Origin of the sequence: Halomonas cupida (assembly GCF_900142755.1) — a bacterium.
GTDB classification, from domain to species: Bacteria; Pseudomonadota; Gammaproteobacteria; order Pseudomonadales; family Halomonadaceae; genus Halomonas; species Halomonas cupida.
Window position 1 is genome coordinate 129,789 of record NZ_FRCA01000008.1, and the last position, 23,433, is coordinate 153,221.

The 23,433-nt window shown below is 59.8% G+C and carries 12 protein-coding genes; all 12 read left to right on the plus strand.

Features of this window, described 5'->3' with window-relative positions:
* Position 1 precedes the first annotated feature (1 nt).
* On the plus strand, positions 2–1,255 hold the full coding sequence (locus tag BUE38_RS14865; RefSeq protein ID WP_073436023.1) for a capsule biosynthesis protein: 1,254 nt from the start codon (positions 2–4) through the stop codon (positions 1,253–1,255).
* Complete coding sequence (locus BUE38_RS14870; protein WP_073436024.1) at positions 1,234–2,010, plus strand: SDR family NAD(P)-dependent oxidoreductase; 777 nt, start codon at positions 1,234–1,236, stop codon at positions 2,008–2,010. Before BUE38_RS14865 ends, BUE38_RS14870 begins: the two co-directional genes overlap by 22 nt.
* Complete coding sequence (locus tag BUE38_RS14875) at positions 2,007–3,779, plus strand: LTA synthase family protein (protein WP_073436025.1); 1,773 nt, start codon at positions 2,007–2,009, stop codon at positions 3,777–3,779. The genes BUE38_RS14870 and BUE38_RS14875 overlap by 4 nt, the downstream gene beginning before the upstream one ends.
* Entirely contained in the window at positions 3,776–11,497 is a 7,722-nt protein-coding gene (locus BUE38_RS14880; RefSeq protein ID WP_073436026.1) for a type I polyketide synthase, read from the plus strand. The genes BUE38_RS14875 and BUE38_RS14880 overlap by 4 nt, the downstream gene beginning before the upstream one ends.
* On the plus strand, positions 11,494–12,807 hold the full coding sequence (locus tag BUE38_RS14885; protein WP_073436027.1) for an aminotransferase class I/II-fold pyridoxal phosphate-dependent enzyme: 1,314 nt from the start codon (positions 11,494–11,496) through the stop codon (positions 12,805–12,807). Before BUE38_RS14880 ends, BUE38_RS14885 begins: the two co-directional genes overlap by 4 nt.
* Before the next feature lie 384 nt (positions 12,808–13,191).
* The gene (locus BUE38_RS14890; RefSeq protein WP_073436028.1) at positions 13,192–14,682 is read left to right on the plus strand and encodes a hypothetical protein; all 1,491 of its coding nucleotides are present in this window, start codon (positions 13,192–13,194) and stop codon (positions 14,680–14,682) included.
* A gap of 96 nt (positions 14,683–14,778) precedes the next feature.
* Entirely contained in the window at positions 14,779–16,545 is a 1,767-nt protein-coding gene (locus BUE38_RS14895; protein ID WP_073436029.1) for an SLC13 family permease, read from the plus strand.
* A 48-nt stretch (positions 16,546–16,593) separates the two neighbouring features.
* Positions 16,594–17,427 carry a 3'(2'),5'-bisphosphate nucleotidase CysQ gene (cysQ, locus tag BUE38_RS14900; RefSeq protein ID WP_073436030.1) on the plus strand — a complete coding sequence of 278 codons (834 nt, stop codon included), beginning with the start codon at positions 16,594–16,596 and terminating at the stop codon, positions 17,425–17,427.
* Between the two features lie 77 nt (positions 17,428–17,504).
* The gene (cysD, locus tag BUE38_RS14905) at positions 17,505–18,419 is read left to right on the plus strand and encodes a sulfate adenylyltransferase subunit CysD (RefSeq protein ID WP_073436031.1); all 915 of its coding nucleotides are present in this window, start codon (positions 17,505–17,507) and stop codon (positions 18,417–18,419) included.
* Positions 18,420–18,613: 194 nt separating this feature from the next.
* Entirely contained in the window at positions 18,614–20,530 is a 1,917-nt protein-coding gene (gene cysN / locus BUE38_RS14910) for a sulfate adenylyltransferase subunit CysN (RefSeq protein ID WP_073436032.1), read from the plus strand.
* 241 nt (positions 20,531–20,771) lie between these two features.
* A complete protein-coding gene (locus BUE38_RS14915) occupies positions 20,772–22,190 on the plus strand; it encodes a DUF1800 domain-containing protein (protein WP_073436033.1) in 1,419 nt (472 codons plus the stop codon).
* A 25-nt stretch (positions 22,191–22,215) separates the two neighbouring features.
* Positions 22,216–23,373, plus strand: a complete 1,158-nt coding sequence (locus BUE38_RS14920) for a DUF1501 domain-containing protein (RefSeq protein ID WP_073436034.1) — start codon at positions 22,216–22,218, stop codon at positions 23,371–23,373.
* The last annotated feature ends 60 nt before the right edge of the window (positions 23,374–23,433 follow it).

Below are 23,433 nucleotides of genomic sequence, written 5' to 3' on the forward strand. Positions count from 1 at the left end.
CATGACGCTGCCTCACCGTACTTTCCTTGCGCTACAGGGGCCTTGCTCGCCCTTTTCCACCGAGCTGTGCAAGGCACTGCAGCGCCAGGGGCACAGCGTTCTGGCCGTCAACTTCAACGGTGGAGATCTGCTCTATCGAACAGGCCTGGAGCAACGCCTGTATCGCCAGTCCGCAGACTCACTGGGCGAGTTCCTCAGCGACCTCTACAGTCGGCGACACATTACCGATCAACTGCTGTTCGGCGATCAGCGCCCTGTTCATCGTCCAGCCACCGCCATGGCGCCAGCTTTCGGTGTACGTACCCATGTGTTCGAGGAAGGCTACCTACGTCCACACTGGATCACCCTGGAGCCGGATGGCGTCAATGCCCAATCCCGTCTACCCCGCCACGGAGACTGGTTTCGCGAAGCCTATGCCCGCCTTGGTCCAGCACCGGAACCCAGGCAGTTTCACAGCGCTTTCTGGAAACGCGCCAGCCACGACGTGATCTATCACCTTGCTGGTCTGGCCAACCCGTTGATTGCTCCAGGCTACCGTAACCATGCACCGATCAAGGCGCCAAAGGAGTATTACGGTTACATCAAGCGCTTCACTATGCTGAAATGGCACAAGCCCCGTGATGCCGCACGCATCGAGACGTTATTGACAGAGGAAAGCCCCTTCTTTGTATTGCCGCTTCAGCTCAACGGAGATGCACAGATTCTCCAGCACTCACCCTTCCTGGACATGATCGATGTGATTGAGCGGGTCATGACCTCCTTCGCTCGACATGCTCCCGGTGATGCCAGACTGGTGATCAAGAACCACCCTCTGGACATGGGGCTGGTGCCGTATCAAAAGCAGGTCCGCGAGTTGGCCCGCCATCTCGATATCGAAGCGCGCGTGCTCTACCTGGAGAGCGGAGATCTCAACCGTCTGCTGTCCAGAGCAACAGGAATGATAACGGTCAACAGCACCAGCGGCATCGTCGCCCTGGAACAGGGTCTGCCTACTCTGGCGCTGGGGGATGCCATCTACGCCTTCGAAGGCCTCGCCCAGACCTCCGGCCTCGATGGATTCTGGGAGCATCCACAACCTCCCCAGCCGGAATTGGTAACGGCCTTCCGCAACACCCTTGCCCATACCGTCCAGATCAATGGTGGCTTCTATTGCCAGCCTGCTATCCGCCTGGCGGTGGATAACAGCCTTCCCGCTCTCAACGCCGCTGTCTCACCACTTGAGGAACTTCTTGAATGGCTACCCCACGCCGCCTGATTCTGATTACCGGCGCCACTGGGGCCATCGGTGGTGCTCTGGCACGCCGCTATGCCTCGGACGGCGCTGCGTTGATCCTGCATGGGCGTCGCCAGGAGGTCCTCAGCAGACTTGCCGCGGAGTGCGAGCAATTGGGCGCGGAAAGTGTCATTCGCGACCAGACGGACCTCAACGACACCGCCCAACTTCACCACTGGATTGACGGTCTCGAGCACTGTCCAGACATGGCCATACTCTGTGCCGGGATGAATCTCGGGGTGACACATACGCTGGAACTGGAGTCATTCCAGCAGGCCCGTCAACTGCTCGACATCAACCTCCATGTGCCCATGCAGATCACCCGACTGCTGGCGCCCCGCATGCAGTCCCGTGGCTCTGGTCAGTTGGTCTATCTGAGTTCGCTGGCGGCCTGGTACGGACTGCCGGTCACGCCCAGCTACAGCGCCAGCAAGGCGGGTATCAAAGCCTATGGCGAAGCCATGCGTGGCGTCCTTGCGCCACATGGCGTGGGCGTCAGCGTGATCATGCCCGGCTATGTCGACTCGGCCATGGCCCGGGCAATGCCTGGTCCCAAGCCCTTCCAGTGGTCACCCCAGCGCGCGGCGACCACCATTCATCGTGCCATCGAGCGCAATCAGGCCAGGTGCAGCTTCCCATTACCACTGAGCCTCGGCACCTGGTGCCTGGCCGTATTGCCTGCCGCGCTCTCCCAACGCCTGGTGTCATGGTTCGGTTACGGAGTCCGCCGCCCATGACGTTGGAACCGGTTCTGATGCTGACCCTGCAGGTCGGAGTACCGGCCCTACTGAGCCTGTTGCTCAGCCTGGCCTGTGAGCCACTGGTCCAACCACGACCCGCGCCATTCAGACAGAGATCCCGGGCGACACTCAGCATCCATGTCGGCACCTGGCTGGTGCTGTATGCACTGGCATTGCTGGTGTTGCAGCGCGGCTGGTTGAGCGCCGGGCTGCTCAACGTGCTGTACCTGGTCGTAATTCAGTCCTGCCGCAGCAAGTGGGACAGCCTCAAGGAGCCGTTTCTGGTTCAGGACTTCGAGTACTTTCTCGATGCCATTCGCCACCCTCGCCTCTATGTGCCCTTCTTCGGCCTCGGCCTGGCCATTGCGGCAAGTACTTCAGGGGCTGCGGCGTTTCTCGCCTTCCTGTGGTGGGAACCATCGCTGATCACGACACACGGTGCCATGGTCTGGTTGCTGTGTGTCGCCAGCATCGGCGGCAGCGGAGCACTACTGCTGGGGACTGGCCTGACTCGTCTGCCGTCCGTCACTCTGGACCCCCAAACAGATCTTCATCGCCATGGCATGATCAGCTATTTCTGGGCCTATGGCCTGTATCCGACAGAGCCGCTCGACCCAAGCCTGGTGCCGGACTGCCTGCGCGAGCCACACCGCACTGCCTCCCCAGGGTCTCCATCAAGCGAGTCTCTGTCAAAGGAGTCTCTGTCAAAAGAGTCTCTGCCGAATATGGTCATCGTGCAGAGCGAGGCCTTCTTCGACCCACGCGAATGGCAGCCGGACCTACCCCGGGATCTGCTGCCAAACTGGGACCGCATGAGGATGCAGGCGCTCGCCTCAGGGCCGCTCAGGGTACCGGTATGGGGCGCCAACACCGTGCGCAGCGAAGCCGCCTTTCTTACTGGCATCGACAATGCTGCGCTGGGCATGCACCGCTTCATGCCTTACCGCCCCATGGCAAGCCAGGCAATCCCCAATCTGGTGTCGGCGCTGAAACAGATCGGATATCGCTGTGTTGCCCTGCATCCCTATCCGGCCTCCTTCTATGACCGGGAACGTGTCATGCCGATGCTGGGCTTCGATGAGTTCATCGATATATCGAGCTTCGACGTTGCCGAGCGTGACGGACAGTACATCAGTGACAAGGCAGTGGCGCGCAAGGTGCATGAGCTGCTCGCCCAGGGCTCTGGTGTACAGGAGACAGGGCCAAGGGAGACAGGGCCAAAGGAAACAGGGCCACAGGAGAATGAGCAGCCCTTGATGGTGTTCGTCATCACCATGGAAAACCACGGCCCTCTCCATCTGGAACCGGCTTCGAGCGAGTGGCGCAATCGAATTCCCCACCACATCGAAACACGGCTTCAACAACGTGATGCCGACACTCTGTCGGTATATCTACGCCACCTGCACAACGCCGACAGCATGCTGGGCGAGCTGCGCGACAGTCTGATCGAGCAACCTCGTCATGGCCTGCTGTGCTGGTACGGCGACCATGTCCCGATCATGGAAGCGGTCTATGAATCCCTGGGTGAGCCCTCCGGCGACACCCACTACCTGGTATGGAGCACGCGAGATGCGTGTCAACCAACAACGATGACGACAGCGCCCACCAAGATAGAGTGCCTGGCACAACGCCTATGGCAGGATCTCGCCCAGCGCCAGACGCTGCGGGACCAGGCCGAGAGCCATCAAACCGAGAGCGAACGCACCGCCCCCCGGGCAGCACATGGCACTCAGCAACAAGGTTTTGAGTTACAGGAGCAGCAATGACAAGGCGTGTCGCAATAATTGGAGCCGCTCATCGGCTCCCCGCCATCGACGGTGAGTCGTTCTGGGAAAGTCTGAGTCACGGGGCCGACCTTGTGACCGAAGTGGATCCCGAGCGCTGGGATCACCAACTCTATAGCCATCCTGATCGCCAACACCCCGGCACCAGCGTGACCTTTGCCGCCGGTAGTCTGGGTGACATCAGTGGTTTTGATGCTGGTTTCTTCGGTATTTCACCGCGGGAAGCCATGCACATGGATCCGCAGCAGCGCCTGCTGCTGGAACTGGCCTGGGAGGCTACCGAGCATGCAGGGATACCGGCCGCACAGCTGAGGGGTTCGCGCTGTGGCGTCTATATCGGCCTTTCGAGTCTCGATTATGCCTATCGCCACGCTGATGATCTGGAAGCACTGGACAGCCCTTCCGCCACCGGTAACACCTCCAGCATCGCCGCCAACCGCATCTCCTATGTGTTTGACCTGAAAGGGCCGAGCATGGCTGTCGATACAGCCTGCTCATCATCGCTGGTCGCCTTTCACCAGGCCTGTCAGGCCATTCTCGGCGGCGACTGTGACACCGCCCTGGCCGGAGGCATCAGCCTGCATCTGCATCCTTTCGGCTTCATCGTCTTCACCAAGGCCAGCATGCTGTCGGCCAACGGTCGCTGCCGAGTCTTCGATGAAGCCGGCGATGGCTATGTGCGCTCCGAAGGTGCCGGGCTGTTCCTGCTCAAGGACTACGACCAGGCGGTCAAGGACGGCGACCGGATTGTGGCCATGGTGGCCGGCAGTGCGGTCAATACCGATGGTCACAAGTCCGGTCTGACCGTTCCCAATGGTGAGGCCCAGATAGACCTGATGCGCCGGGCCTACAGCGATGCTGGTATCAGCGTCGATGCCATCGATTATCTCGAGGCCCATGGCACCGGCACTGCCGTCGGCGACCCCATCGAGACCTATGCCATCGGTGAAGCTCTGGCCAGACAACGCTCACGACCTCTGCCGATAGGCTCGGTCAAGAGCAATATCGGGCACCTGGAAACCGCATCCGGCGTTGCCGGCTTGTGCAAGGCGCTATACAGCCTGATGCACCGGGAGGTACCCGCGACCATCGGCATCACCCAGGTCAACCCACGCATCAAGACGGATGAGTGGAACCTGGACATCGTCACCGAGGCACGTCAGCTCCCCAGCCAGGGCCAACTGACCATCGGGGTCAACTCCTTCGGCTTCGGCGGAGTCAACGCCCACGTCATCCTGCAGTCACCCGCTTCGGAGCAGTCGCCAGCATCAGAGCAATCACAGCAATCTGAAGCGCCGATATCGCAATCCGCGGCAGCACAACCAGAAGAAGCTGTCTCCATAACTCCAGCTCAACCAGGGTCTTCATTTCAACGCGAGCCACCACACAGCTTGCCACTGAGATTTTCGGCCCATTGCCAGTCAGGGCTGCACGCTCAGGCCGAGCGCCTCGCGACCCGGCTCGAGCAGGGCAATGAGCCGCTCTATGACATCGCCTATGCGCTGGAGGTTAACCGAACGCCGCTGAAGCATGGCGCGGTATTGTTCAGCGACGATCGTGAGCAGGCCTGCAGAGTGCTGCGAGCCTTTGCCGAACGCAGCGATGGCGCAGAGCAGGTGGCGACGGCTCGCTACCAGCCCGACGCTCAAGGGCCGGTCTTCGTCTATTCGGGCAACGGCTGTCAGTGGGAAAGCATGGGCCGTGCGCTGCTCGACCATTGCCCGGTATTCAGCGCCACCATCGACCACATTGATGAACTGTTCCGCGAGCAGAGTGATTTCTCACTGAGAGCAGAGTTGCAGGGTGAAAACGGCGGTGGTCGCCTGGTGCGTACCGAAGTCGCCCAGCCCGCGCTGTTCGCTCTCCAGGTTGCACTGACAGAATCTCTGCGCAGTTGGGGTATTACGCCAATGGCGGTCACCGGCCATAGCGTCGGTGAAGTGGCCGCCGCCTGGGCCTGTGGCGCCTTGACGCTGGGAGATGCCGTTACGGTCATCAGTCAGCGCAGCCACTTCCAGGGGCTGACCCGTGGCCAGGGTGTCATGACGGCAGCCGTGATGGATGCCGATAGCGCTCGCCGATGGCTGGATGAGCCCCGCTTCCATGACATTGCACTGGCCGGGGACAATAGTGTTCGCGGTGTCACCCTCGCCGGCCCGAAAGCCGCCATCGAACAGCTTGAGGAATGCCTCTCGGAACAGCAGATCGCCTGTTTCCGCCTACCGCTGGACTATGCGTTCCACAGCAGTGTCATGGCCCCGCTCGAGGAGGACATTCTCGCATCGCTGGCGGATATCGCTCCACGCGCCGCACAGATTCCGTTCTACTCCACTGTCACTGGTGACATCCTTGATACCTCGCGGTTGGATGCCGCCTACTGGTGGGACAACATCCGCCAGCCCGTACGTTTCACCGAGGCCATGGCACAACTGCTCGAAAGTGGTGCCAACGTGCTGGTCGAGATCGGTGCCCACCCGGTACTGAAGCGCTATATCCAGGATGCCCAGCGCCATCATGAACTTCCCGGAACGGTGATTCCCTCACTGCAACGTGAAGGCGACAGCATCCGCAACCTGCAGCAGTGCCTCGGCAAACTGTGGCTGAGTGGTGTTGAACGGGATCTCACTCGGGTCTTCCCTATCGCCGGGCAGTTCGTTGATCTACCGCTCTATGCCTGGCAGCGCCAATCCTACTGGATGCCGGCAAGCCAGCACGGCTGGGGTTTGATTGACCGTCACCTGGAGCACCCACTGCTGGGCTACCGCACGAAAGTCATGGAGGGTTGCTGGCAGAACCAGATCGATATCCAGCGCCATCCCTGGCTGGCCGATCATGTGGTCGGCAGCGCGCCGGTCTTCCCCGGGGCCGGTTACGTGGAAATGGCCATCGCCGCGGCGATCCACCAACGCGACAGCGAACTGGTGGAAATCGAGTCCCTCGAGATTCTTGCGCCGATGATGCTCGATGGCCAGCATGGCCGTCAGACCCGGTTGACGCTTGGCCAGCAACAGGGCCACATCACCATCGAGTCCCGCGACATCCAGAGTGGCAGTGAGTGGCAGCTCAATGCCCGGGCCCGTCTGCTGAGTGAAAGCCTTGGAACTCATCTGCAGCGCAGTGCTCCCCTGTTACCGGAGCGAGATGCCGATATCCATCGCGACCAGCACCTGGCCATCGCCAGCGACATCGGTCTGGATTATGGTCCGGCCTTCCAGGCGCTGGAATGCGCCTGGCGGGAAGGCGATACCATTATCGGCAGGCTGAGCGCCGACGCGCGCGAAGAGGAACGCTTCCAGCACCTGGCGCCGGGCCGTCTCGATAGCGCCTTCCAGTTGTTCCTGCCACTACTCAACGACACCGAGACCGCTGCGGCAGGCTTTGCTTTCGTGCCGGTCCGTGTCGAGCGCCTGCAGCTGCGGACCAGTGGCGACCTTCCCGAGCTTGCCGTCGCCACCATGCGCCGACGCTCGCCGCACTCCTTCACGGCTGATTTCAGTCTGTTCGATGCTGAAGGACAATGCATTGCCCACCTCGAGGCCACTCGCTTCCGTCTGGTGCGACTCAAGCAGATCCACAAGGCCAAGCTGAACCAGGTCCGCAACGTACTGGTACCGGCACCGCATCCCAGAGCCACCGCCGGCGAGGATCCTGGTCTCAATCTCAGCCGCAGTTTCAGCCACATTGAGCAGGCCATCAGCGAGCTGGGCGACGTGGTGGCACACGCCACCCAGTCTCGTTACTCCGAGGAGTTGGGCCCGCTGCTCGACCGTCTCAGCGAGGCCTTCGCCAGACAGGCACTGCACAGTCTGGGCCACAGCACTCGACTCGACCGCCAACAACTGGAGACACGCCTGGCCCAGAATCCCGACGGCGTGCGCCAGTGGCATCAACTGATCGCTCAGTTGGAAGACGCCGGCAGTCTGGTGGCTGACGACCAGGGTTGGCAGTTACTTGAGGGTGATGACATCAGTGCCGGCGATATCTGGCAGATGCTGATCGCCGAATACCCGGACGCCCTGGCACTGACGCAACGCATTGGCCGCCATGGCCTGCACCTTGCCGAACTGCTGCAGGGCAGCACTGACGCAGCATCGCTCGGCCTCACGTCCGAGCGCCTGGCAGCTCTGGCCCCACATACGCTCAGTGACCAGGGCTGGGCCACTCTGGGTCAGCACTTGAGTACTGCAATCCAGGCACAAGTCGCCGTCCTGCCGGTCGGTCAGCGCCTGCGAATTGTCGAAGCCGGTGTTGCCGCCCCTCGCATCAGCGAATGGCTGAGCGACCGTGTTAATGCCGACCACCTCGACCTGATGCTTCTTCCCAGCGATGAAGATGGTCAACAACGGGCCATGCGTCTCAAGGAGCAGCAGCCGTTGATCGAGGTGGTGAGACCCGGCAGCGAAGCACAGCTTGAGCTTCCCGCCCAGCTTGCCGTGCTGTCCCTCAGCCCGGTCAGCCTCGCAGCGGCACGCAAGCAGCTTTCTCAGCTTGCCGACCTGCTGCTTCCCGGCGCTCGGCTGATGGTGTTCTATAGCCCCTTGAGCCACTGGTGGGACAGCCTGTGTGCAGCTCCGGGGGCAGGTTCTGGTCACGATGACTGCTGCGAGCAGCAAGAGCTTGAGCGACTGCTCGGCCACTATAGCCAGGGCGTACAGCGACAGCCGCTGGAACAGGGTGGCCAGGGCATGCAGCTGTATAGCCTGCAACTCGACACCACCACGGCTGATCGCATCGCGGATGAACCCGATCGCCATTATCTGCTGGTTAGTGGCCGGGACACCGCGGTTGCCCAGCACCTCGAAGCCGCCCTGCTGTCCAGAGGACTCTCCGTCGAGTGCCTGGACGAGCAGGCCCTGACAGACGTTGCCGACCTGGAGACGATTGCTCCCGGCAGCAATGAACTGCAACTGGTCGATCTAACGCTGCTGGGCTCCTCCCGCGATGAGGTCGAGCGTTGTGGCTGGCTGGCCGGCTGGGTAGAGCGGCTTGAAGAACTCGAGCGCCCACATCGCCTGTGGGTACTGACCGAGTCAGTGGCATCTCTATTCCATCAGGACAGGTTTCATCAGGGCAGGTTTCAACCAAACAGTTTCCAGCAGAGCGGGCTGCAGCCAAACGAGCTCAAGAGCCGCGGGAACAAGGAAGATAGCGAGACGAATGTCGAGACTGTCTCCCCGGATACCGCCAGTTGGGGCTTCGTGCGCTCGATGGCCAATGAGCTGGCCCACGGACATGTCACTCTGGTCGATACTCCACGGGGTGATGTTGATTGGCCGGAGACGCTGCTGCAGGCACTGACGATCGAGCTGCAGCACCCCTCTCGGGAAACCGAGCTGGTCTACGATGCAGAGGGACGACGCTTTGCCGTGCGACTGCGTAGTGATGCACAGCAGGATGATTCCAGCGCTACTGGTTTACAGGTCCGCTCCGCGAATGATCCACAGGCCAACTCGCGGAGTATTGCTCCCTCAACCACTCGTCAGCTCAGAGTCAGTCTCCCTGGCCAACTGCGCCATCTCGAGTGGCGCGAGGCTGTACTGGACGATGTCGGCAGCGATGATGTGCTGGTGGATGTTCACGCTACCGGACTCAATTTCCGCGACGTGATGTATACCCTGGGCCTGCTGTCCGACGAGGCCATCGAGGACGGCTTTGCCGGGGCAACCCTTGGACTGGAGTTCTCAGGCGTCGTCCAACAGGTCGGCAGCAATGTCAGTGATCTACAGCCTGGTGATGCCGTGGTCGGCTTCGGCCCCAGCAGCTTCAGCGAGCAGGTAGTAGCACCACAGACCGCAGTGACTCGGCTGCCGGAAGGTATTGGCCTCGCTGCCGCGGCGACGATCCCCACTACCTTCTTTACCGTGTTCTACGCACTCAAGCACCTGGCCCAACTGGAGCCTGGTGAGCGGGTACTCATCCATGGTGCAGCAGGTGGTGTCGGCATTGCTGCCATTCAGGTGGCCCGCTGGTTGGGCGCAGAGGTCTACGCCACGGTGGGGAGCGAGGAGAAGGCCGACTTCCTGCGCCTCTACGGTATCGAGCATATCTACCATTCCCGCCAGTTGACCTTCGCTGAGGAAATCCTCCGCGACACCGACGGAAAAGGTGTCGATGTGGTGCTCAACTCACTGGCGGGAGAGGCCATTGCCCAGAACCTCCGGGTATTGGCACCCTTCGGCCGTTTCCTTGAGCTGGGCAAACGCGATTTCTATGAAAACACGCCGATGGGGCTACGCCCGTTCCGCCACAACCTCAGCTACTTTGGTATCGACTCCGACCAGATCATGCAGGCAAAACCGGAGCTGACCACTCGTCTGTTCCGCGAAATGATGGCGTTGTTCGAAGACGGCACTCTGCACCCATTGCCCTACAGCGCCTTCGCTCAGCATCGCGTTGTCGAAGCCTTCCGCCATATGCAGCAGGCACGCCAGATCGGCAAGTTGGTGGTAACCCGCAGCACAGTGACTGCCGACACCAGCACAAGCAGCACAGCGCAGGCATCGCCGGACCCTCAGTACCTGACACTCGACAATGAAGGCACCTACCTGGTCACCGGCGGCCTGTCAGGTTTCGGCCTACGTACCGCAGAGTGGCTGGCAGAGCATGGCGCGGGACATCTCCTGCTGCTCGGTCGCCGCGGTGCTTCAACCGACGAAGCCAGAGCTGGTATCGCCAGGTTGCAGGAACGGGGCTGCGAGGTAAGCGCCCTGGCCTGTGATATCACTGATCGCGAGGCCCTGGCCAATGTCATACAGCGTTGCGGCGCAACGCTACCGCCATTGCGCGGTGTGGTGCATGCGGCCACCGTCATTGATGATGGTTTGATTCGACACCTTGATGCTGAACGCATCGAGCGTGTGCTGGCCCCCAAGATCCAGGGGGCACGCCACCTCCACGAGTTGACCAGCCATCTCTCGCTCGACCTGTTTGTGCTCTACTCGTCCGCCACGACCCTGTTCGGTAACCCGGGGCAGGCCAGCTATGTAGCCGCCAACTGCTGGCTGGAGGGCCTTGCCGCCATGCGTCGGCAGCAGGGCCTGCCAGCGACATGTGTCTGCTGGGGCGCCATTGAGGATGTCGGCTTCCTGGCGCGCAACCCGCGCACCCTGGAGGCCCTTCAGGAACGGCTCGGTGGAGCAGCCCTGGTCTCTCTCCAGGCACTCTCGGCGCTGGAGCATCTACTGTTGAGCGGTGATAGCCAGATCGCTGTACTGCCCCTCGACTGGCACAGTCTGGCTCGCTTCCTGCCCACCGACCAGGCGCCACGCTTCCGCGAACTGGCAGCGCAGGCAGGAGAGTCCCACGAACGACAGGAACATGGCAGCGGACTGCTCGAAGAGCTCATGAGCATGTCTCCATCCGACATGCACACCACCCTGGTCGACGTACTGCGCGATGAGCTGGCCACCATTCTGCTGATCGACCCGGAGCAGATCGACTGCCAACAGTCTGTCTATGAGTTGGGATTCGATTCCCTGATGGGCGTCGAGCTGATGACCGCCATCGAGGCACGTCTGCATATTCAGCTATCGGTGATGGTGATGAGTGAAGCCACCAGCCTCGACAAGCTGGCCCAGGTGCTGGTACGCAAGCTGACCCAGGGCGAGGACAATGAAGCAGGAGATGCCCGCCATGCTCTGGCCAGCGCTCATGGCAGCGAAGCGGCCATTGCGGAAGTCTCCGAGGACCCGACATCATGAGTCAGGATCGCCAACAGCTGAAACGACAACTGCTCGAACGCAGCGCAAGACGTCAGCCCCGGTCACCGGGGCAGGCGCCACAGTCTGGAGAAGGCGCCAGACACAAGGCATCGCTGACACGTTTCGACACCCTTCCTCAATATCAGCAGATCTCGATGATTCGGGAAGGGGCTCAGCAGTTGGGGCTCGACGACCCCTTCTTTCGCCTCCACGAAGGGATCGCCGGTGCCACCACCCGTATCGGCGGCCGTGAGTTGATCAACTACTCCAGCTACAACTATCTGGGGCTCGCAGGTGATGACCGTGTTACAGCAGCCGCTGTCGATGCCATGAAGACTTACGGCACGACTGTCTCGGCCAGCCGTATCGTCTCTGGTGAGCGTCCTGTCCATCAACAGCTGGAACGCGCTATCGCCACGTCCTATGGCTGCGATGATGCGGTAGCGTTCGTCAGTGGCCATGCCACCAATGTCTCGACCCTGGGGGAGTTGATGGGCCCTCGGGATCTGATTCTCCACGATGAGTGGGTTCACAACAGTGCAGTGGTTGGCGCCCAGCTGTCCGGCGCGAAACGTATCTCCTTTGCCCACAACGATACCGATAGCCTCACATCACTGCTGGAGCGACACCGAGACCAATTCGAACGGGTGGTTATCGTGATCGAAGGTCTCTACAGCATGGACGGCGATATCCCTGACCTCGCTGCCTTCGTATCGCTCAAGCGACGTTATCAATGCTGGCTGATGGTTGATGAAGCCCACTCCTTCGGTACCCTGGGGCAAAACGGCATGGGATTGAGAGAACACGCTGGAGTGGAAGCCTCTGACGTGGATATCTGGATGGGAACACTCAGCAAGTCACTGGCCAGTTGTGGCGGCTTTATCACCGGATGTCAGGCACTGGTGGATACCCTTCGCTATCTGTCACCAGGCTTTCTCTACAGTGTTGGGCTCCCACCACAGGTGGCTGCCCCCGCGATCAAGGCGCTGGAGTTGATTCACCTTGAGCAACATCGTGTCTCACGACTTCACGAAATTTCACAATACTTTCTGAAACAAGCCAGAGCGTTGGGGCTGGATACCGGCAACAGTATTGGAACCGCGGTAGTTCCTGTCATTACCGGCAGCTCAATGAAAGCTGCGCAAGTCTCTCAAGCACTCTTCAAATCAGGTATCAATGTGCAACCAATTGTTTACCCGGCAGTCCCGGAAAGAGCAGCACGTTTACGCTTCTTCCTGAGCTGTGATCACCAGGAAGCTCAGATCGACTATACGATGAAACAACTTCAGGATTACGTGCATAAATCCTAAGAATAACTGTCTGCCACAGTGCAACAAAATAACCTTCTGATATCCATATATTTCTGTTGATACCCCAAGATAACCCAGTAGGCATGGCGTTACTTGCTCACAAAAGAAATAATACTTTAACCATTTCGTAGACAAGATCGTCTAGGATGGAAACATTCTTCCAACTTGTCTCATATACTACCTATTTGGCAAGATCCTGTAGCATCACAATGGCATGAGGTCAGGAACAGGCCAAACATGGCTGTGCATTACAATTTTTCACAAAAACATGCATTGCAGGCAACTGTTTGCAGCTGTGCGTGCTGAGAAGAATGAGCAACTTATCTCTTATGTTGCCATCACCACCCAACACGAATGTCAAGAAAGGAGTGCAAGGGAGCACATATGAACAAGGGAATCAGTACTATCATAGGCATCGGAACTCTGGCCGCATCCGGCCTTGTTCAAGCCAACAACGGCATCAGCCTTGACGAATTGATCCAGGCTGGTCAGTCGATCTCTCAAATCCAGGATACCATCGATGGAGGAGAGGCCTCGTTGAACGACCCCAGCGGAACCATCACACTGAATGATGGTTCGAAGATGGTCATCAGTTCACCGGATGGAACCACTCCCCTTCGCGACATCCTCCGCAACAACAGTGCCACCGTTCATTACAATGGCACTCCTGTTGTGGTAAGAACCAGCGCCGAAGCCCTGGACAGCGTCTACGACAGTGATGAAGTCGCAAGCTTCGCCATCTCATCCGCGGTGGAAGGTCGCCCAGTCGTGTTGAACTGGACAGGCCAACTCAGCGATATCACCAATTCGAATACCTTCGATGCCACGATCAATGGCCGGCCGGTGACCCTGATACTGCCCGAAGGCACGGCGTTGAACGATTTCAACAATACCATGCCGGTCACCATGCTCGACGAGGACGGTAATGTCCTGTTCGAGGACCGTACACTGCGCTCTCTTACCTTCGATGAAGCTGCCGATCTCGCGGGTGAGTTAGGCATTCTGGATGCGGATCGACTTCTGCGTGGCGCGCAGAAGCAAGCCATGGCACAGAACTTCAATCCGATCGTACGCCAGATCGACCAGGCCATGTTCCCCTTCGAGGAAGGCCAATATGGTCGTGCCGATGGGGTCAATGTCTGGGCCTCCGCCGACATCAGCAACATCGAAGGTGAAGCCATCAGCTTCGGCTACGATGGTGACAGCAAGAGTGCCATGCTCGGGGTCGACTACAAGGTCAATAACGTGCTCGTCGGTATCGCAGCTGGTAGAAATGAGCTTCGGCTGGATAGCGCCTACGGTGGCAATTTCGACTTCGGTGGCGAGCTGATCGCTCCGTATGGCGCGGTATCCTTTCTTGATGGTGACCTGGTATTCGATGCCATTATCACCTACCAGGATCTCGATGGCTCTCAGCGCAACGATTACCTCTTCGAGCCCCTCGAGCTGGAAGGTGATCGCTGGGGTGTCAGAGGTTCAGGCACCTGGTTCCTGCCGGAATTCAGCTCCATCAAGACCGGCCTGACGTTGGGCGGCACCTACATGAATGACGATATTGAAGGCACTTACCTCGGCACCACTGCCGATAATTATGGTGTTGAGCTGGGTGAAGTCTTCGGTGGTGTCAAATTCGGCTCCGAATTTGGAACTGGTCGCGTTTACGGCAGTCTCTTGTACCACCACGACGTCACCAGCGAAGTCGACAGCAATATCGACTATCTGGATGACGACGAAGACGGACGTACCGTGTTCGAGATCGGCGCAGCGCACCGTCTCGGTCGCAACATGGACGTCAATATTGGTGCCAAGACGGTCGTCGGCAACAGCGATACCGAGTACGACACCATCTACACCAGTCTGAACTACAGCTTCTAATACTGTAGAAACCCACAATACTTGTGCATGAGGATGGCGGTCCACAGGGCCGCCATCGGAAGGGATTCCTTTGTTGATTTATGGTCTTGTTGCCGCATGACGTGGCAAGCACTCTTTTCATTGTTCACCGTCGCGTCGGTACTGGGGACGCTGGCTTTCACTCGAATTGCGGCAGATGTCATCGTCATGGCGGCGCTTGCCGTGCTGGTGGTCGCTGGAATCCTGGCCCCTGGTGAGGCCCTCGCTGGCTTCGCCAACCCTGGTGTAATGACCATCGCCTGTCTCTATGTCGTAGCCGCGGGACTCAAGGAAACCGGCGCTATTCAATGGCTGGCTCAACGAGTTCTCGGGCAACCGAAATCGCTCCCCATGGCCCTGTTGCGCGTGTTGCTGCCCACATCAACCTTGAGCGCCTTCATGAACAACACCACGGTGGTGGCAATGTTCATTCCCGCGATTCAGGATTGGGCGGCACGCCTCAAGCTTCCTCCGTCGAAGTTGCTGCTGCCGCTGAGCTATGCCGCCATTCTCGGTGGCACCTGCACCCTGATCGGTACCAGCACCAACCTCGTGGTGGATGGCCTGCTGCAGAGCGAAAAGAATGTACAGCTCGGCATGTTCGAACTGGCCTGGGTGGGTGTCCCACTGAGTCTGGTTGGCGGCGCTTTCCTGTACTTCCTTGCTCCACGTTTGCTGCCCAATCGTCAGGGCGTACTCGAGCAGTTGGAACAGGCACGCGAATATGCCGTTGAAGTGGTGGTTTCGGCCAATGGTCCGCTGGTCGGCATGACCATCGCCGACGCTGGATTGCGCAGTCTGGTGCACGGTTACCTCGCCGATATCGAGCGCCATTCCCGTCTGCAGACTGCCGTTCCACCGGATACCGAACTCCAGGCGGGCGATATCCTGATCTTCATCGGCGCACCGGAATGCGCCCGTGAACTCCGGCATATCGATGGCCTGCGGCCGGCCAATGGTGATGTACACAAGCTGGATATTGCTCATCACCAGCGCTGTCTGGTGGAAGCGGTCATCGGACCGGATTTCACCGGCCTGCACCAGACCGTGCGTCAATCGCGTTTCCGCTCCCGGTATCAGGCCGTCATCCTGTCCATCTCCCGCCAGGGAGAGCGGATCCCCGGCAAGCTTGGGTCAATCAAGCTGGAAGTTGGCGACACCCTGTTACTGGAAACCGGCCAGGATTTCGTTGACCAGTATCGATACCGCAAGGACTTCCTGCTGGTCAGCGCACTGAGCGACTCAACGCCACCCAATTTCAGCAAGACCCCCTGGGCACTGGGCATTCTCGGTGGTCTGGTGGCCGCCAGTGCCAGCGGCCTGCTGAGCATTCTCGAGGCCGCCCTGCTGGCCGCAGGGATGATGCTGGTCACACGCTGTCTGCCTGCCAGCAAGGCGCGACGCTATATCGATCTGTCGGTACTGGTGGTCATCTCCGCCTCCTTCGCTCTGGGGGCGGCGCTGACCAAGACCGGTGCTGCCTTGATGATCGCCGATACCATCATGTTGATCGATGGGCTGTCTCCCTGGCTGGCACTGGCACTCATCTATCTGCTGACCGTGATCTTCACCGAGCTGATCACCAACAATGCCGCCGCTGTGCTGATGTTTCCCATCGCCATGGCCATCGCCGACCGTCTGGGGGTGGATTACATGCCCTTTGCCATTGCCATCATGGTGGCGGCGTCGGCCAGCTTCATGACACCACTGGGCTACCAGACCAATCTCATGGTCATGGGACCCGGGGGTTATCGCTTCACTGACTATCTCCGCCTTGGTGCCCCTCTGAGCATCATTGTCGGGGCAGTCGCCATCGCGACCGTTCCACTTGTCTGGCCATTCTGACAGTCAATGTCACAAGCCCGACTATCAACTCAATCCAGAGAGCCCTCAATGAACAGCTTCATCGAACCGATTCGTCAGCGCCTGATCGATGGCACCCTCAATGCAGGCAAGGCCATTCTGGAGATCTACAACAGTGAGATCCAGGTCGAGACCAAGGACGACGACAGCCCTTTGACCCAGGCTGACCTCAAGTCCCACCAGTCGCTGGTGGCGATGCTCGAGGAGCTCACTCCTGATGTACCGGTCCTCTCGGAAGAGTCTTCCGCGGTGCCATTCTCCGAGCGCTGTCAGTGGGACCGGTACTGGCTGATCGACCCGCTGGATGGCACCAAGGAGTTCATCAAGCGTAATGGTGAATTCACCGTCAATGTCGCCCTGATCGAGAACGGCGTTCCGGTCTTCGGCATCGTCCATGCCCCGGTACTGAGTACGACCTGGCTGGGCGAACATGGCCGTGGTGCCTTCAAGAACAGCGGCGATAGCTTCGAAAAGATCAAGGTTCGCGCGCTCCCTGCACCGGACCAGAGTCCGTGGAAGGTGGTAGGAAGCCGCTCCCACGGCTCGACAGAATTCGAGGCCTTCTGCGAGCGCCTGCCCGCCCATGAGCGTGTCTCCATGGGCAGCTCGTTGAAACTCTGTCTGGTGGCTGAAGGTGCTGCCGACCTCTACCCGCGCCTGGCGCCGACCAGCGAATGGGACACCGCGGCCGCCCAGGCTGTCGTTACTGCCGCCGGTGGTGAAGTTCTCGATGCCACCACGCTGCAACCATTGCTCTGCAACCAGCAGGACAGTGTGCTCAATCCCTTCTTCATCGTTTGCGGCCAGCGGCATGAACGCTGGACCGAAGCGCTGGAAGACGCTCTGGCAACGTCTCGGGCCTGATACGAACGTTTGCTGATAACGGTTCTTCACACCGATTTTTCATAACGGTTCCTTTTCATAACGACGGAAGTATGGATATGGATATTTCCCCAGAACGTCAGACGCACCTCAAGCAGCTTGAAGCCGAGGCTATCCACATCATTCGCGAAGTGGCTGCAGAGTTCCGCAATCCAGTGATGATGTACTCCATCGGCAAGGACTCCTCGGTGATGCTGCATCTGGCCCGCAAGGCCTTCTATCCCGGGACGCCCCCGTTCCCGCTGATGCACGTCAACACCACCTGGAAGTTCCGGGAAATGATCGAGTTCCGTGACCGCATGGCCGCCGAGTCAGGCATGGAGTTGATCGAGCACATCAACCAGGAAGGGGTGGAAGCCAACATCAACCCCTTCGACCACGGTAGCAGCAAGTACACCGACATCATGAAGACCGCAGCGCTCAAGCAGGCGCTGGACAAGTATGGCTTCGATGCCGCGTTCGGCGGAGCGCGCCGTGACGAGGAGGCCAGCCGCGCCAAGGAGCGGGTGTTCTCGTTCCGCGACAAGAACCACCGCTGGGAGCCCAAGAGCCAGCGTCCGGAGCTGTGGAATACCTACAACGCCAAGGTCAACAAGGGCGAATCGATCCGCGTCTTCCCGCTCTCCAACTGGACCGAGCTGGATATCTGGCAGTACATCTACCTCGAATCGATCCCCATTGTCCCGCTGTACCACGCCGCCCCGCGTCCGGTGGTCGAGCGCGATGGCATGTTGATCATGGTCGATGACGAACGCCTCCCGCTGGAGCCCGGCGAAGTGCCCGAAGAGAAGTGGGTGCGCTTCCGTACCCTGGGCTGCTACCCGCTGACCGGCGCCGTCGAGTCCGAAGCCGCAACGCTCCCGGAAATCATCCAGGAAATGCTGCTGACCCGTACCAGTGAGCGCAGCGGCCGTGCCATCGACCACGACCAGGCCGGCTCCATGGAGAAGAAGAAGCGCGAAGGGTATTTCTGATGCGCTGTGCCGGCCACGAGCAATGAGCTGCGAGCCGCGAGCACCTTCACAGGGCATTCACGGATCCGGTGGCTGACCACCGAGAGCAATCGAACCCACTTATAGAATACTGGAGATGGAAAGGGCTGCTCGAAGCTCGAGACTCGTAGCTCGCCGCTCTTTTCTACCCCCATCACAGGACGGAGAACCTCACTGTGTCCCATCAATCGAATTTGATCTCCGAAGATATCGAAGCGTATCTGAAGGAACACGAGAACAAGGATCTGCTGCGTTTCATCACCTGCGGCAGCGTGGATGATGGTAAATCGACCCTGATCGGTCGTCTGCTGCATGACTCGAAGATGATCTACGAGGATCAGCTTGCAGCGATCACCCAGGCCTCGAAGACCAGCGGCACTACCGGTGAAGAAGTGGACCTGGCGCTGCTGGTTGATGGCCTGCAGTCCGAGCGGGAGCAGGGCATCACCATCGATGTGGCCTATCGTTTCTTCTCCACCGACAAGCGCAAGTTCATCATCGCCGACACCCCCGGGCATGAGCAGTACACCCGTAACATGGCGACGGGGGCCTCCACGGCCAGCCTGGCGATCATTCTGATCGATGCGCGCTACGGGGTGCAGACCCAGACGCGTCGCCACAGCTTCATCGCAGACCTGCTGGGGATTCAGCACCTGGTGGTCGCGGTCAACAAGATGGACCTGGTGGAGTATTCCCAGCAGCGCTTCGACGAGATCGTCGAGGAGTACAAGGAAATTTCCGGCCGCCTGAATGCGCCGGATATCCGTTTCGTGCCGATGTCGGCGCTGAAGGGCGATAACGTGGTCAACCACAGCCGGGACATGAGCTGGTACGACGGTCCCACGCTGCTGGAGCTGCTCGAGTCGGTGGAAATCAGCCACGACCAGAACCTGCGTGACCTGCGTCTGCCGGTGCAGTATGTCAATCGTCCCAACCTGGACTTCCGGGGCTACTGCGGTACCCTGGCCGCGGGCGTATTGACACCGGGCCAGACCGTTCGTGCCCTGCCGTCTGGCAAGACGTCTACCGTTGAGCGCATCGTGACCTTCGATGGTGACCTGCAGGCGGCCTACCCCGGGCAGGCCATCACCGTGACCCTCGCCGACGAGATCGATGTGTCCCGCGGTGACTGGCTGGTCGCCGAGAACGACGAAGTGCCCATCGCCAGCACCTACGAGGCGGATATCGTATGGATGCACGAGACGGCACTGGAGCCCGGCAAGCTCTACGACATCAAGCTCGCCACTCGGGACGTGGCTGGCAAGGTAACCGCCATCAACTACCAGGTTGACGTCAACAACCTGGAGCAACGCCATGCCGACCATCTGGATCTCAACGCCATCGCCCGCTGCAAGGTGGAACTGACGGCACCGGTCCCGGTGGACGACTATCGCAGCAGTCCCGGCACCGGCAGTTTCATCATCATCGACCGCCTGACCAACATCACGGTCGGCGCCGGGATGATCCACCAGCCGCTGGACAGCGAACTGCCCTACGAATTCCGTGAGCACAGCAGCAAGGCCAACGTGGTGTGGAACCGCACCAGCGTGACCCAGGAGATGCGCGAGCGGATCAACGGCCACAAGGGCAAGTGCGTGTGGTTCACCGGTTATTCCGGCTCGGGCAAGTCCACGCTGGCCAATGCGTTGGAAGCCGAGCTCAATCGTCGCGGCTACCACACCATGCTGCTGGATGGCGACAACATCCGTCACGGCCTGTGCAAGGATCTCGGCATGAGCGAAGCCGATCGCGCCGAGAACATTCGTCGCGTCGGCGAAGTGGCACGACTGTTCGCCGAAGCCGGCGTCATTGTGATCACCGCGTTCATCTCGCCTTTCCGCTCCGATCGCGACACCGCTCGTGAGCTGTTTGCCGATGACGCCTTCATCGAGGCCTTTGTCGACACTCCGCTGGATGTCTGCGAACAGCGGGATCCCAAGGGGCTCTACCAGAAGGCGCGTGAAGGCAGAATCGATGACTTCACCGGCATCAACAGCCCCTACGAGCCGCCCCGGTCGCCTGAAGTGCAGCTCAAGACGACCGAGTATTCCCAACAGGAGCTGGTCACCCAACTGATCAAGGCCTGCCTGTAAACCAGCCTTCCGCAAGCCCCCCGCCAGACGGGGGGCTTGTCCTTCCCTTCTCTCCCCCTGCTCTTTCTGACTTCTTTCCTTTTATTCTCCCCCTTCTTCCCTGCCAAGCCTTTCTCTCCTCTGTTGATGCCCTTTGGCATCGTTCAGCATTGATTCACTTTCACTACATTTATTCACCAGATGTCGCGAACTCGTCGACAGCGGATCGACTCCAAGCTGTCAGCCGGAACAAGGATGATGTATGGAAGACAACCTGCATAATGCGGTCATTGCCGCCAATCGCTTTGGCCTGGGAGCCAGGCCCGACGAGTTGGAAGAGATCGCCCATGATCCCAAAGAGTGGGTGCTCGCTCAGTTGGAGCAGCCAGCCCCTCTCATCGACAGCCTGGAAGGGCTCGACAGTAGCCCGGACTACTTGAGCCGCTTCGCCGAGTTTCGTCAGGAAAGGCGCAGCAGTAGGCAGCAAGCAAAACAGGGGGAAGACTCCAACCTCCCCAGATTTCCTGAACGCTTCTACAGTGATGTCTTCGCAGAAGTTCAGCTGCGTGGCGTCCAGCAGTGTACGACCGACACTCCCGTACATGAACGCCTGGTGATGCTGTGGAGCAATCACTTCACCGTATCCGGTGAGACCCAGAGAGTGCGCTTGCTGGCAGGCGCTTTCGAGCGTGAAGCCATTCGCCCGAATGTGTGCGAAGACTTCTCCACCCTGTTGCTCGGTGCAGAGCAGCACCCGGCCATGCTGTTGTACCTCGACAACGAGGCATCAATAGGACCAGGTTCCAACATGGGCCGTGCCCACAACCAACGAGTTGAACAAGGCAAAGGCAGAAAAGTCGGTATCAATGAAAACCTGGCACGGGAAATCATGGAACTGCACACGCTCAGCGTGCACGGTGACTATCGCCAGCAGGATGTTATCGAGCTGGCCCGTGCCCTGACCGGATGGCGCACCCGTCTGCAGGTGGAAAACAATGCAGCGACGCAAGAACTGTCCCCTTGGGGTAGCGTTTTCCAGCAAGGCACCCATGAGCCGGGTAACCGCGAGTTACTGGGTGAGACCTTTGACCAGCAGGGCCTCGCTCAAGGCCGTCATATGCTGCGTTTTCTGGCTGACCAGCCGGCCACCGCGCGTTTCGTAGCCACCAAACTCGCTCGACACTATGTCGCCGATGATCCTCCTGAGGTACTGGTCGAAGACCTGGCCAGGTCCTTTGTACGCAACAAGGGGCAATTGCTGGCGGTCTATCGTGAGCTGTTCACCCATGAGCTCGCCTGGCAGTCAGAGACTCGCAAGTTCCGCCGCCCGGACGAGTATCTGATCGCCCTGCATCGCGCTCTCAGCACCGTACCAGCAGAGGAGGGAAACCGCTGGCGTTCGGAAGTGCACCTGCTGGGGCAAACTCCCTTCATTCCTGGAACACCGGAAGGCTGGGGAGACACCGCCGACGACTGGGTCGGTACGGATGCTCTATGGAAGCGGCTGGAGATTGCACAGCGTTATGCTTACCAACTCGACAGCCCGCCTGACCCCATGTCGTTGGCTCAGAATAGTCTCGGCCCACAGCTGCGAGAGGCTACTCAGCAAGCCATCGCTCAGTCCAATTTACGCCAGGCAACAGCTATTCTGCTGGCCAGCCCGGAATTCCAGTGGCGCTGATGGCCGCCGTTTGAGGAGAGAGCCCATGTTGACCCGCCGTCAGTTTCTCGCCCGCCTGAGTGCTGGCTCCAGCCTGCTGCTCTGGCCGGGCCTGACGACACTTGCCAATGAATCAGCCCCATCTCGCCAGCGCTTGCTGGTCGTTCTTCTGCGCGGCGCCATGGACGGCTTGGCAGCCGTTCCCAGTTACGCAGAACCACGCTTTGAATCGCTGCGTGGCGACCTGGCCCTTACGACTTCAGGCCGCAACTCAGTGTTGCGCCTGGACGAGACCTTCGCCATGCATCCTTCGATGGCTTTCTGCCACCAGTTGTTCCAGCGCCAACAGTTTGGTGTGGTACATGCTTGTGGCCTGCCTTACGACGGCCGCTCCCACTTCGATGCCCAGGATTGTCTGGAGAACGGCAGCAACACCCCGGACGGTAGCCAGACAGGCTGGCTCAACCGTGCTGTCGCCGAGATGCAAGGCATGAATGGACTCAGTATCACCTCAGCAGAACCTCTCATGGTGCGCGGTAGCGCCCCCTTCTCCACCTGGTCTCCCGCTCCGGAACATACCGGCAGCCCCGGGGCGCTAGCCAACCAACTGGCCGACCTCTATGCCGAGGATGAAGCTCTCGCCGAGGTCTTCGCCCAGGCACTCAGCGCACAAAAGATCGTGCCTGGTGGTGAAGCCAGTACCGGACAACTGGCCAGTATCATGCAATCTGCCGGGCGCTTCATGGCTGCAGAGGATGCTCCTCGGGTGGTCATGGTCCAGGATACCGGCTGGGATACCCATGCTCGCCAGAACATCGCTCTCGAACGCAAGCTGTCACAACTCGACAGTGGTATACAGCAACTGCACGACAGTCTCGGCGACCATTGGCAGCATACTGCTGTGGTTGTGGTTACCGAGTTTGGTCGTACGGTCGGTATCAATGGTACTCATGGCACCGATCACGGCACTGCCAGCACAGTGCTGCTGGCAGGAGGCGCCGTTCGCGGCGGCAAGGTGCATGGTGACTGGCCTGGACTGAACGAGCTGCGGGACAACCGCGACCTGATAGCCGCCCAGGACGTGCGCAGTGTGCTGAAAGGCGTACTTCGCGACCACATGCATATCGACGCTCGAGCCTTGAATACCCGAGTCTTTCCGGACAGTCGCAACGCAGCACCGATGGACGGGCTTATCGGCCAGTAGACAGACCAACTCCCGAGTCGACAGACTTCCCGGAAGCCCCGTCATGCATCGCATGACGGG